General features: G+C 69.7%; 13 protein-coding genes. 3 read left to right on the forward strand and 10 right to left on the reverse strand.

Annotated elements, in window-relative coordinates:
- Positions 1-291 (reverse strand): hypothetical protein (locus ADK67_RS40750; RefSeq protein WP_063797899.1); only part of this gene is annotated, 291 nt, incomplete at its 3' end.
- A gap of 52 nt (positions 292-343) precedes the next feature.
- Between ADK67_RS40750 and ADK67_RS40755 the strand changes: the two genes are divergently transcribed.
- Both ADK67_RS40755 and ADK67_RS40760 read left to right on the forward strand, forming a co-directional pair.
- Positions 344-760, forward strand: a complete 417-nt coding sequence (locus ADK67_RS40755) for a hypothetical protein (RefSeq protein ID WP_157621451.1) — start codon at positions 344-346, stop codon at positions 758-760.
- A 5-nt stretch (positions 761-765) separates the two neighbouring features.
- Positions 766-969: an FmdB family zinc ribbon protein gene (locus ADK67_RS40760; protein WP_063797900.1), complete on the forward strand. Its 204-nt coding sequence runs from the start codon at positions 766-768 to the stop codon at positions 967-969.
- A 123-nt stretch (positions 970-1,092) separates the two neighbouring features.
- On the opposite strand, the gene ADK67_RS40765 is transcribed toward ADK67_RS40760, so the two are convergent.
- The 5 genes from ADK67_RS40765 to dhaK form a co-directional block, all read right to left on the reverse strand.
- The gene (locus tag ADK67_RS40765) at positions 1,093-1,674 is read right to left on the reverse strand and encodes a DUF3558 family protein (RefSeq protein WP_053721996.1); all 582 of its coding nucleotides are present in this window, start codon (positions 1,672-1,674) and stop codon (positions 1,093-1,095) included.
- A gap of 59 nt (positions 1,675-1,733) precedes the next feature.
- Positions 1,734-3,512 carry a 3-hydroxyacyl-CoA dehydrogenase family protein gene (locus tag ADK67_RS40770; protein ID WP_053721944.1) on the reverse strand — a complete coding sequence of 593 codons (1,779 nt, stop codon included), beginning with the start codon at positions 3,510-3,512 and terminating at the stop codon, positions 1,734-1,736.
- Positions 3,513-3,640: 128 nt separating this feature from the next.
- Positions 3,641-4,297 (reverse strand): dihydroxyacetone kinase phosphoryl donor subunit DhaM, encoded by a 657-nt coding sequence (gene dhaM / locus ADK67_RS40775; RefSeq protein WP_053721945.1) that lies wholly within the window; start codon positions 4,295-4,297, stop codon positions 3,641-3,643.
- Positions 4,294-4,920 (reverse strand): dihydroxyacetone kinase subunit DhaL, encoded by a 627-nt coding sequence (gene dhaL, locus ADK67_RS40780; RefSeq protein WP_053721946.1) that lies wholly within the window; start codon positions 4,918-4,920, stop codon positions 4,294-4,296. Before dhaL ends, dhaM begins: the two co-directional genes overlap by 4 nt.
- A complete protein-coding gene (dhaK, locus tag ADK67_RS40785) occupies positions 4,920-5,921 on the reverse strand; it encodes a dihydroxyacetone kinase subunit DhaK (protein ID WP_053721947.1) in 1,002 nt (333 codons plus the stop codon). The genes dhaL and dhaK overlap by 1 nt, the downstream gene beginning before the upstream one ends.
- 131 nt (positions 5,922-6,052) lie before the next feature.
- Between dhaK and ADK67_RS40790 the strand changes: the two genes are divergently transcribed.
- On the forward strand, positions 6,053-7,057 hold the full coding sequence (locus ADK67_RS40790) for an ABC transporter substrate-binding protein (RefSeq protein ID WP_053721948.1): 1,005 nt from the start codon (positions 6,053-6,055) through the stop codon (positions 7,055-7,057).
- A 479-nt stretch (positions 7,058-7,536) separates the two neighbouring features.
- Here the strand turns inward: ADK67_RS40790 and ADK67_RS40795 are convergent, their stop codons facing one another.
- The 4 genes from ADK67_RS40795 to ADK67_RS40810 form a co-directional block, all read right to left on the reverse strand.
- Complete coding sequence (locus tag ADK67_RS40795; protein ID WP_053721949.1) at positions 7,537-9,042, reverse strand: aldehyde dehydrogenase family protein; 1,506 nt, start codon at positions 9,040-9,042, stop codon at positions 7,537-7,539.
- A gap of 77 nt (positions 9,043-9,119) precedes the next feature.
- Positions 9,120-10,118 (reverse strand): DUF3558 domain-containing protein, encoded by a 999-nt coding sequence (locus ADK67_RS40800; protein ID WP_157621453.1) that lies wholly within the window; start codon positions 10,116-10,118, stop codon positions 9,120-9,122.
- Positions 10,119-10,367: 249 nt separating this feature from the next.
- Entirely contained in the window at positions 10,368-10,643 is a 276-nt protein-coding gene (locus ADK67_RS40805; protein WP_082404569.1) for a hypothetical protein, read from the reverse strand.
- Positions 10,644-10,654: 11 nt separating this feature from the next.
- Positions 10,655-12,337, reverse strand: coding sequence for a sodium:solute symporter family protein (locus ADK67_RS40810; protein WP_053721951.1), 1,683 nt, complete (start codon positions 12,335-12,337; stop codon positions 10,655-10,657).
- Between the last annotated feature and the right edge of the window lie 71 nt (positions 12,338-12,408).

Here is a 12,408-nt window from a genome sequence, read left to right on the forward strand (position 1 = left end):
CCAGCGGCGGGGGGTGGGGCCTCGGCGGGTTCTGGACGACCAGCAGCCCTGGTGCCAGTGGCGGCGGTCGTCTACCGAGCCGTAGTCGCCGGCCGGCCAGGCCACGACGTGCGCGGTGCCGGGGCGGATCTCGTGGTCGCAACCTGGGCAGCGGTAGGTCTTGGTGGTGGCGCTGCCGGAGACGGTGCGCACCAGCCACTCGCCGTCCTGGGCGCTTTCGGCGCGTGCCCAACCGTGCCCACCGATGGGTGAGGGCTCGTCCGGGCGTTGCGGGCGGTTACGACGTGGCACGAGAAACGAGGGTATCCGGGCTCGCGCTGGGTGATCGCCTACGGTCCACTGGGTGAGCAAGTGGCAACGTGTCGTATTAACCCTGCTCCTGATGACCGAGGTGGCCGTGACCCTGCTGCCGGTGGTGCGCGGGCTGCTCGTCGAACCGTCGCCGCCGGACGTCGTGCCTGGTCACGAGTCGCGGACCGTCTTGCAGGAGCCTGACGTGCCAGTCGGCCAGCCGCGCGGGCTCCGGCAGGGCGTGCTGCTCGGTGCGACGATGTTGATGCTGGTCACGGCGCTGTCGGCGTTGGCACCGGTGTGGCTGAGGCCCAGTTCGCGGATGTGGGTGGCGACGTTCACCGGCACCCACCTGGCCGCCGCAGGCCTCGGCTGGGTGCACAGCCTGCCACTGTTGACGCTGCTCGCGACCGTATCGGCCGTTGGGGTGCCCTTGCTGTTGCTCGCACCGCCGCGCCGAGGACAATGAGCGCCGTGCCAACCTACGAATTCCGGTGCAAGGCGTGCGGCTCGACCTTCGACGTGAAGCGTTCGATGGACGAGGCCTCCGCGCCCGCACCGTGCCCGAACGGCCACGACGACACCGTGAAGCTGCTCTCCATGGCCGGTCTGAGCGGCAAAGCGGACGCGCCCGCCGGTGGTGGAGGCGGGTGCTGCGGCGGCGGCTGCTGCAGCTGACCGACGTCGACGCGCGACCGGCGGCCTAGGACAAGTCCGGCACAAGCCAGGACGAGCCCAGGCCGCCCGCCGCGATCATCAGCACCATCAGCACTATTCAGCACCCCGGGCCCGACCCGCGACTCAGCCGGCCGGTTCCTTCTCCAGCAGCACCTCGGCCACCTTCTTGCCCTGGTCGCAGATGGCGCCGAAGCGCGCCGAGCCGTCGATCACGATGATCCCCAGCCCACCACCGGCGTAGTCCATCACCAACACGCACGACGGCTGCACGGACGTGTCCGTCGTCCGGTCGAAGTAGGTCACCTTCCGGTCACCCAGGTCGAACTCGCCGTTGCTCTGCTCCAGCGTGATCGCCCGCCCCTCGCGGAACCGCAGGGTCACGCCCACGTCCAGCGAGTCGACCGACGTCTGCCACTTGCACGACTGGTCGAACGACGAGTCGTAACCGGTCTCCGTCGGCTCGGCGTCCTTGTCCGGCACGTCGTAGGGCAGGTCCTTCCACCCCATCAACGCGCAGATGTCGCCGACGTCCCCGGTCGGCTCGTCGGACGGGTCCGCGGACCCCGTCGGCGTGCGCGGCGCCGACGTGAACGGCGGGTCGACGTCGAGCACCTGCTCCGCCACCGGGGTGCCGTTGACCGTGTACGCGCAGGCGCTCGTCAGACCGAACGCCGCCACCAGGAGCGAGATCACCACACGCCGCATGGTGACCACGATGCCAAACGCCGAAACCCGACACGCCATCAGCCCGCTCAACGAAGCCCTCAGGCCACGTAGTCGCGGAAACCCTTGCCGGTCTTGCGGCCCAGCCGCCCGGCCTTCACCAGGTGCTCCAGCAGCGGCGCGGGCGAGAAACCCGCCTCGCGGAACTCCAGGTACAGGCTCCGCTCGATGGCCAGCGACACGTCGAGCCCGACCACGTCGAGCAGCTCGAACGGCCCCATCGGCAACGAGCAGCCGACCTTCATCGCGTTGTCGATGTCGTCGGCCGACGCGTAGTGCGCCTCCAGCATCTTCACCGCGTCGTTCAGGTACGGGAACAGCAGCGCGTTCACGATGAACCCGGCGCGGTCGCCGCAGTGCACCGGCACCTTGCCCAGGTCGAGGCACACCCGTCGGGCCGTGGCGACGACGTCGGCGGACGTCGAGATCGTCTCCACGACCTCGACCAGCTTCATCACCTGCGCCGGGTTGAAGAAGTGCAGCCCGACCACGTCACCGGGACGCGCGGTCGCCGCGGCGCACTCGATCACCGGCAGCGAGGACGTCGTGGTGGCCAGCACCGCACCCGGCTTGCACACCTCGTCCAGCGCCTCGAACACCGCCTTCTTGATCGACAGCTCCTCGGCCACCGCCTCGACCACCAGGTCGCAGTCGGCCAGGCCCGCGAAGTCGACCACCGGCGTCACCCTGGCCAGCGCGGCGTCCCGGTCCTCCGCCGACAACCGGCCCCGCGAGACGGCCTTCTCCAACGACTTCCGCACCTTGCCGACCGCCGCGGCGGCCTTCTCCTCCGACCGCGCCCGCAGCACGACGTCGTACCCGCGCTTGGCGAACACCTCGACGATCCCGGTGGCCATGGTGCCGGTGCCGATCACGCCGACCCGCTGCACCTCGCGCGCGGCGTCGTCCTCGGCCGAGGCGACCGGCGTGAGCACGTCCGGCACGACCACCGGCGAGTCCGGCCCGTCGTAGGTGTAGAAGCCGCGCCCGCTCTTGCGCCCCAGCAGCCCCGCCGTGATCATCTGCTTCAGCAACGGCGCCGGCGCGTGCAGCCGGTTGCGGGACTGGTGGTACATCGTGTCGAGGATCTCGTAGGCCGTGTCCAGCCCGATGAGGTCGAGCACCGCCAGCGGACCCATGGGGTAGCCGCACCCGTACCGCATGGCCGCGTCGAGGTCTTCCCTTGTCGCGTAACGGGTTTCGTACATCCGCACCGCGTGGTTGAGGTACCCGAACAGCAGCGCGTTGGCGATGAACCCGGCCCGGTCCCCGATGACGACCGGCGTCTTGCCCAGCCCTTCGGCGAACGCGACCACATCGGTCACCACGTCCGGCTCGGTGACGACCGTGCGGATCACCTCGACGAGCTTCAGCACCGGCGCGGGGTTGAAGAAGTGCAGGCCGACGACCTTGCCCGGCCGTCCGGTGTGGACACCGATCTCGGTGATCGACAGCGCGGACGTGTTCGACGCGAAAACCGTGTCCGGGCCGCAGATCCGGTCCAGCTCCGCGAACACGGCGGCCTTCAGCTCCATCCGCTCCGGCACCGCCTCGATCACCAGGTCGACGCCGGCCAGCGCGTCCAACGACGTGGCATAGGAGATGCGGCCCAGCGTCGCGTCGCGCTCGTCCGACGACAACTTGCCGCCCGCCACCGCGCGGTCCGTCGAGTGGTCCAGGTGGCCGCGGCCGCGAGCCAGGCCCGCGTCGTCCACGTCGACCGCCACCACAGTGATGCCGGTCCGGGCGAGGACTTCGGCGATACCGGCGCCCATCGTGCCGAGACCGACGACACCGACCGTGTTGAACTGGCGCGTCACTGTTGACCTCCCACTCACCGGAGTGGCTACCGGACGGTAACTTGACCGCGACTATCCCACGGTCGTCACGCGTCGTGAGCGTGAGCTTCACCATCCGTATCGAGCAAGTAAATCGGTCCAGGCACGGCTCACTCGTCGAACCGCCTGGCGGCGAGTTCCTCCACCCGCCGCACGGCTTCCGACGCGTCGACGCCCGAAGCCACGACCTCCACCCGCGCACCGCCCGGCGCGCCGAGCCCCATCAACGCCAGCACGCTCTTGGCGTCCGCCGACTCGTCCCCGAACCGCACCACCACCGACGCGTCCAGCGAATCCAGCGCCCGCACCACCAACGCCGCCGGCCGCGCGTGCAGCCCCACCGAGTTCGTCAGCTCCACGTCGGCCCGCACCACGTCCCCGTCCACCACCGACGCCGCCGAAACGGCCCCGGCGGACGACGCGGCCGCGGCCACCTCCGTCAACCCCGCCCCGCCCTGCGCCCGGACAGCCGCCGCCACCGCCCCTTCGACCAACGGCGCGTCGACCACGACGACCGACCCTTCCGCCTCCTCAGCGGCCATGTCGGCCACCATCTTCGCGCTGCCGAGATCAAACAGAACGACCACCCCAGAGCCGGAATCGGCCCGCGCGATGGCTTCGCCGACCGCCACGTAGTCCGTGCCCAACCCACCCGTCCCATCGCCACCGGACGGCACGATCGCCACCGACGGCGCCATCTGCCCGGCCAACTCCGCCACCCCTTCGGCCAGCCGACGGCTGTGCGACACCACGACGAGCCCGATCACCGCGCCCTCCCCGCCAACGTCCGCAACAACAACGCCGTCGACCGCGCACCCGGATCGAGGTGCCCCGCGCTGCGCTCGCCCAGGTACGACGCCCGCCCCTTCCGCGCCACCATCGGCACGGTCGAGTCGGCGCCCAGCTCAGCCGCGTCGGCCGCCGCGCTCAGGACCTCCGCCACCCCGCCACCGGTCACCGCCACGGATTCCGCGGCCGCCACCGCGGGCGTCAGCGCGTCCACCATCGTCTTGTCGCCCAGAGCCGCCTTGCCCCGCGCCCCCCCCCCCCCCAACGCCGCCCGCAACGCCGCCGCCACCGCCGTGCCGTCCACCGAGGCCACATCGCCCACCGACGTGGCCGCGCGCAGGAACGCAGTCCCGTACAACGGGCCCGCCGCCCCACCGACCGTGGAGATCAACGTCGTGGCCGCCAGCCTCAACACCCCGCCGGGCGACGACGGCACCTCGTCCAATTTGGACTCCAACGCCCTGAGCCCGCGGGCGAGGTTCTCGCCGTGGTCCCCGTCGCCGATCTCGCGGTCCAACCGGTTCAGCTCCTCGCGGTGCTCGACCACGACCGCCGCCACCGTCCGCATCGCCCCCGCGACCGACTCCGCCGTGCAGTCCATCAGACGCCCCACCGCAGCGCCGCGGTGTGCACGGGCGCGTCCCACAACTCGATCATCTCGTCGTCCAGCTTCAACAACGTCAAGCTCATGCCCTGCATCTCCAAACTGGTGATGTACGGCCCGACCAGCCGCCGTTCCACGACAACCCCGCGTTCCACCAACAACCGCTCCGCGATCCCGTGCGCCAAGTACAACTCGATCAGCGGCGTGCCGCCCATCGAGTTCGTGAACAGCAGCACCCGGTCGCCCTCGGCCAGCGGCAGGTCCTCCAAGATCGGGTCGAGCAGGGCCCGCACCATGTCATCCGCGGACCCCACGGCCACCCGCCGCCGTCCCGGCTCACCGTGGATGCCGATCCCCAGCTCCATCTCGTCGTCGGCCAGCGTGAACGACGGCTCGCCCGCGTGCGGCACCGTGCAGGCGGTCAACGCCAACCCCATCGACCGCACCTGCCCGACGACCCGCCGGGCCAACGCCTCGCAGCCGTCCAGGTCGACCCCGCGTTCCGCCGCGGCGCCGACGATCTTCTCCAGCAGCACCGTGCCGCCGACACCACGCCGTCCCGCCGTGTACAGCGAGTCCTTCACCGCGACGTCGTCATCGATCACGACGGTCCGCACGTCCACGCCCTCAGCCGCCGCCAACTCGGCCGCGGTCTCGAAGTTCAGCACGTCACCCGTGTAGTTCTTCACGATCAACAACGCGCCCGCGCCACCATCGGTGTGCGCCACGGCCGCCGCCACCTGATCGGGCGTGGGCGACGTGAACACCGCGCCGGGACAGGCCGCGTCGAGCATCCCCCGCCCGACGAAACCCCCGTGCAGCGGCTCGTGCCCGGAACCCCCGCCCGAGATCACGGCCACCTTCCGCGACACCGGCGCGTCCGCCCTCAGCACCACCGCCGGGTCGTACCGGACCTCCAGCAGGTCGGCGTGCGCGAGCGCCATCCCGCGCAACGCGTCGACCACCACGGTCGCCGGATCGTTGATGATCTTCTTCACGGAGGGACCTCCCGATCGACGCTGATCAGCCCATTACTACTCCACCGCGCGCGGCGCCGAAAGCGGAAGCTACGGTGAGGCAACCCTAAGAACAGCAGGTCAGTGACCTGGAGTAGTGGAGGAACCCCGGAGTGTCGAACACCAGGATCGCGGCCCTGCTGGCAGCCGCCCTCACCCTCGCCGCGTGCGGCCAGACCGAGACACCCACCGACAAGCCCGCCGTGGCCCAAGGCGGCTCCGAGTTCGGCAAGGCAGGAGAGAAGAGCGCCGGCTTCGGCACCGACGCCCAGCCCGGCCAGTTCCCCCGCACGATCAAGCACGCCATGGGCGAGACGGTGATCGAGAAGCGCCCGGAACGCGTCGTCGTCCTCGACGGCGGCGAGCTGGACAACGTGGTCGCCCTGGGCGTCAAGCCGGTCGGCGTCGCCTACCCGGACGGCGCGCCCACGATGCCCAGCTACATCGGCGACAAGGCGGGGAACCCGGAGAACGTCGGCGGCATCACGAGCCTCAACCTGGAGACGATCGCCAAGCTCCAGCCCGACCTCATCATCGGCTCCCAACTGCGCGCCGAACAGCAGTACCCGAAGCTCTCGGAGATCGCCCCGACCGTCTTCGCCGCCCGTCCGGGCTACACGTGGAAGGAGAACTTCCGCCTGAACGCCGCCGCCCTGGACCGCTCCACCGAGGCCGAGAAGCTCATCAGCGACTACGAGACCCACGCCAAGCAGGTCGGCGCGAACATCGAGTCCAAGACGGGCAAGCGCCCCACCGTCACCATGCTCCGCTTCCTGCCGGGCAAGAACAGGCTCTACGCCAAGAAGAGCTTCATCGGCACGATCCTGATCGACGCGGGCATCCCCCAACCCCCGGCCAGCCAGGCGGACGACCTCGCCGTCGAGATCAGCACCGAACAAATCGCCCAAGCCGACGCCGACTGGATCCTCATCGGCACCTACGGCGACCAAACCAAAACCGCACAACAACAAGTCCTGGCCGGCCCCCTCTGGCAAACCCTGACCGCCGTCAAGTCCGGCCACGCCAAACCAGTCAGCGACGAAACCTGGTTCCTCGGCCTAGGCGTCCTCGCCGCCGAAGAAGTCCTCACCGACCTGGAACAAACCCTCACCAACTAACCCACCAACCCACCCCCATACCTCGCTGGCTCCCTCACCCAACTGCCGCACATCGGACCCGCCACACCACCGCTGAGGCCCGATTTGACATGGGTTCGGGTGCCTTAGGCTGGTCGAAGCCGGGCAGGCTTGGCGGACGCTCTTCCCGCCAGGCCTGCCCGGCTTTGGCCTGCGCCCGTAAGGGCCCCATGTCAAATCGAGCCGGACTCACCACCGCGCCTAACCCAGAGCACCTGAGCGTTGAACTCACACGTCCTGAACGTAGGACTCTCGCACCGCGAACGTAGGACTCTCGCGCCCTCAACGTTCGACACGCACGACCTGAACGTTCGACACGCCCGTTCTGAACGTTCGACACGCCCGTTCTGAACGTTCGACACGCCCGTTCTGAACGTTCGACACGCCCGTTCTGAACGTAGGACACGCGCGTTCTGAACGTAGGACACGCGCGACCTGAGCGTTCGACACACGCGCGGGGGTCAGCGGCCGTAGAGGACGCGGACCAGCCGCACCACGTGGCGAATCGTCCGAGACCCGCGGTCGTACGTCATCGGGTTCAGCAAAGCCCCGAACCGCTTCCGCGTCACCGCGTGCGCGTAAGTGAACTCCCGCAACCCGTCATCCCCGTGAATCCGCCCGAACCCCGAATCCCCGACCCCGCCGAACGGCAACCCGGGCACCGACGCGAAGGCCAGCACGGAGTTGACCGACACCATCCCGCACCGCAGCTTGTCCGCCAACTCCTCACCCCGGTTCCGCGAGTACACCGACGCACCCAGCCCGTAAGCCAACGAGTTGGCCCGCCGCACGGCCTCGTCCGCGTCCGCGACCCGCGTGACCACCAGCGTGGGCCCGAACGTCTCCTCCGTCACCGCGGTCGAGTCGTCGGGCACGTCCACCAGCACCACCGGCTCGACGTACGGCGGCCGGATCGACTCCAGCCCGCCCACGACCGCCCGCCCGCCGCGCTCCAACGCGTCGGCCACGTGCGACTGGATCACGTCCACCTGCTTGGGCATGGTGATCGGCCCGAAGTGGGCGTCGGCCTCGCCGCCGGGCCGCAACTTCTTCGCCTTCTCCACCACCAGCCCGATGAACTCGTCGTACACCGCGTCCGCGACGTACACCCGCTCGACGCCGGCGCACGTCTGCCCGGAGTTGAAGATCCCGCCCCACACCGCACCGTCCGCCGCCGCGCGGACGTCCGCGTCCTCGGCCACGATCAGCGGGTCCTTGCCGCCGCACTCCACCAACACCGGCGTCAACGACGCGGCACACGCCGCCATCACCTTCTTGCCCGTCGCCGTCGACCCGGTGAACGCCAGCTTGTCGACGCCCGAGGCGCACAACGCCGCCCCGGTCTCGCCGAACCCGGTGACCACCTGCAGCACCGGGAACTCCGGCACCACCTCGCCGAACGTCGACGCCAGGAACACCCCGACCCCCGGCGTGAACTCCGACGGCTTGAACACCACCGCGTTCCCCGCCGCCAACGCGTACGCGATCGAACCCATCGGCGTGAACGCCGGGTAGTTCCACGGCCCGATCACGCCGACCACGCCCAGCGGCCGGTACTCCAAGCTCGCCGCGTGGTTGTACATCAGCATGCCCGGCGAGACCTTGCGCTTGCCCAGCACCTTCGGCGCGTGCTTCGCCGCCCAGTGCAGGTGGTCGATGACCAGCGCCAGCTCGGTCCGCGCGTCGTCAGCGGACTTCCCGGTCTCCGCGCTGATCAGCACCTGGAACTCGTCCAGCCGCTTGAGCAGCAGCTTGCGCCACGCGTCCAACCGCGCCCGCCTGCCGTCGAACCCCAACTCCGCCCAGAACACCGCGGCGTCGCGAGCGACCCGCACGGCCTCGCGGACGTCGTCCTCCGACGCCACCACGTGGTGGTCGACGACCTCACCCGTACGGGGGTCGAGGGAGGCGAACCGGCGCTGCCCGTCGTCGGCCCGCGCCGGAGTGGTGGGAACGGTCTGCGTCATCGGACCCTCCAAGCGCAAGCACGAACACGGGTGTTACTCGACAGTAACGGGTAACAGGGGGTGATGTCAGCCCCCGTTCAGCCCTTCGGGATCTTGCCGATGATCGTCTTGGCGAACGTCACGGCGGTCGCGCAGCGGTCGAACTCGGACGCCTTCGGCGCGGCCGACTTGATCTGGACGATCTCGCCCTCCTTGTCCGATCCCACCAGCTGCACCCACTTGACCTCGCACGACGGGAACGACGTGCTGCTGGACACCTGGTAGCCGACCACACCGCCACCGAGGTCGACCTCGGTCTGCTTGTCGTCGAACGAGCGGTCGTCGGGGATGTAGGTCTCGCGGAACGCCAGCGTCAGCTCGCGGTCGTCGCCGACCCAGGCGCAGTTGTGCAGCCCGTACGGGTACACACGGTAATCGGCGCCCGCCGCCGCGTCGACCGCCGCCTTGTCCGGCATGGCGCACGGGTCGAGCGTGATCAGCGAGCCCTTGGCGGGCGTCCGGGTCGCCGAACGCTCCTTGATCTGCTTGACCACCGCCTCGGCCATCTCACGCCCCGGCGCGCACGCGTCGCCGTCCTCGTACCCGATCTGCACGGTGAGGCCCAGCCCGGGCTCCTCCTGCGTGATGACCGAGACGAAGCACGCGCTGTTGTCCAGCACCTGCTCGTAGCTGCGCAGGCCGGCGAGCTGCTTGTCCGCCTTCTTCAGCTCGGTGGTCATGGTCTGGCCGACCTCGACGGTGACCGCCAGGTCCTTGCCGCCCTTGTCCTTCATGAAGTTCGAGCACCGGCTGAACCCGCTGCGCGACCGGTCGCCGGGCGTGCCGAACCGCTTCAGCACGTCCTCGTCCAGCAGCTCGCACGGGTCGGTGAGCCGCAGCTTGTCCGCGGCGAACGCGGGGTCGACCGGCCGACCGTCCGAGGGTGGCGGCGGCTTCTCGCTCGACCCGCTCGGGTCGGAGACGTTCTCGGCTTCGGCCGGGATCGTGGTGCGCGGGAACTTCTGCTTGGCGAGATCCGCCCCGGCACAGCCGGCCAGCAGCAGGATCAAGCTCAACACGGCGACGAGACGGGGCACGTGGTGCACGGTAGCGACCGAGTGCTCCATTCGTGGCACGAACCCTGTGTCCGTCCTCACGACGGCCTTCGGGAACGATTCAGAAGATCGACGCGCTGACCCTGGTGACACCGGAACCAACCCGACGAGAGGACCACCACCACATGCGCACCCGCATCCGCCGCGCCGTCCGCTGGCTCGACACCTGGACGGTCGAGGCCTTCAACCCGGTCGCCTTCAACCCGGTCCACCCGAAGCGCTGACGGGGCTTCACCCCTCCGTGCCCGACGGCTGCCCGGTCGGCAGGTCGGGCGTGTCAGGCACGTCGGGCACGATGACCGGCCGCAGGGTCGCCCACACCGCGAACAGCGCCGCCAGCACGACCATGCCGATGCCGGTCCACAGGTTGATGTTGAGCCCGTCCGCCTTGGCCAGGTCGGCCTCCTCGGTGAAGCCGAGCCCGACCACCAGCAGCACCACGCCGTAGATGGCGAACAGCACCGCGATCACCAGTCGCAGGTCGAACAGACCGGCCTTGCGCGCCACGACGACCTCCCTCAGCCGAAGACGATGTTGAGCACGGCGGTCAGGACCAGCACCCCGATGCCGAGCAGCAGCGGCGAGCGGTACCACCCGGCGTCCTCGCCCGTGGTCGAGTGCCTGCGGTCCTCCTTGGGCGTCAGGCTGTAGACCAGCCCGACCAGCCGCTCCTCCGGCACCGGCCGGGTGAACGTGGTCACCACGACGCTGACCACGATGTCCACCGCGAACGCCACGCCCGCGCCGAGGAAGCTCGCGCCCTGCCCCGGCAGGTCGAGCACGCCGGTCTCGGCGAGCACGAACACCGCCACCGCGCCGAGCGTGCCCGCGACCAGGCCCGCCCAGCCCGCCGCCGCCGACATCCGCTTCCAGAACATGGCCAGGATGAACGTGGCGAACAACGGCGCGTTGAAGAACGAGAACAGCGCCTGGATGTAGTCCATGATGTTGCCGTAACCGGCGGCGAGGAACGCGGTGCCGATGGCGACCACCGTGCCGCCGATCGTGGCCAGCCGCCCGACCCGCAGGTAGTACTCGTCCGGGCGGTCCTTGCGCACGTAGTCCTGCCACAGGTCGTACGTGAACACCGTGTTGAACGACGACACGTTCGCCGCGACACCCGCCATGAACGACGCCAGCAGCCCCGTGATCGCGATGCCGAGCATGCCGTTGGGCAGCAGCTCGCCGATCAGCGCGGGCAGCGCGTTGTTGTAGACGACGCCGCTCTCCTCGCCGGCCTTGAGCGCGGCCATCTCCGGCACGACCAGCGCGGCGATGATGCCCGGGATGATGATCACGAACGGGATCAGCATCTTCGGGTACGCGCCGATGATCGGCGTGCGCCGGGCGGCCGACATGCTCTTGGCCGACAGCGCGCGCTGCACCTCGGCGAAGTTCGTCGTCCAGTACCCGAACGACAGCACGAAACCCAGGCCGAACACGATGCCGATCACGCTGAGCACCGGGTTCTGGATGCCGGTCAACTCCGTCGCCGGCCACGCCGACAGCTGCTCCGCGCCACCGGGACCGCCGGTGACCTTCTCGACCAGCCCGTCCCACCCGCCGACCTTGTGCAGGCCGACGATCGTCAGCGGCAGCAGCGCGGCGACGATCACGAAGAACTGCAGCACCTCGTTGTAGATGGCCGCGGACAGGCCGCCCAGCGCCGTGTACGTCAGCACGATCGCCGCGGCGATGACCACCGACAGCGGGATCGGCCAGCCGAGCATCAGGTTCAGCAGGAACGCCAGCGCGTACAGGTTCACGCCCGCGATCAGCACCTGGGCGACGGCGAAGCTGATCGCGTTGACCAGGTGCGCGCCCTTGCCGAAGCGGCGGCGCAGGAACTCGGGGACGCTGCGGACCTTCGAGCCGTAGTAGAACGGCATCATCACCAGGCCGAGGAACACCATGGCCGGGATCGCGCCGATCCAGTAGTAGTGCACCGTCGCCATGCCGTACTGCGCGCCGTTGGCCGCCATGCCGAGCAGCTCGATCGCGCCGAGGTTGGCGGAGATGAACGCCAGCCCCGTCACCCACGCGGGCAACGAGCGGCCGGAGAGCAGGAAGTCCAGGCTGGACGAGACGGATCTGCGGGCCAGGAAGCCGATCCCGAGGACGAACACGAAGTAGACCGCCAGCAAGGTGTAGTCCAACGGACCGGCGTCCAGCCTGAGGTCCACCTGGGCCAGTACGGGCACCTCCGCCCACCTCCCTGATCCGAACAGCCCCGAACACCGCCGCGCACGACCACGCAGGACCGCGCACCACC

It is taken from the genome of Saccharothrix sp. NRRL B-16348 (assembly GCF_001280085.1).
In the GTDB taxonomy this organism is placed as follows: Bacteria; Actinomycetota; Actinomycetes; order Mycobacteriales; family Pseudonocardiaceae; genus Actinosynnema.

Coding starts and splice junctions, on each gene's coding strand:
- ADK67_RS40795 (WP_053721949.1), bottom strand. CDS start 9,042: ATGACGCAGACCGTTCCCACCACTCCGGCGCGGGCCGACGACGGGCAG.
- ADK67_RS40765 (WP_053721996.1), bottom strand. CDS start 1,674: ATGCGGCGTGTGGTGATCTCGCTCCTGGTGGCGGCGTTCGGTCTGACG.
- dhaL (WP_053721946.1), bottom strand. CDS start 4,920: ATGGACTGCACGGCGGAGTCGGTCGCGGGGGCGATGCGGACGGTGGCG.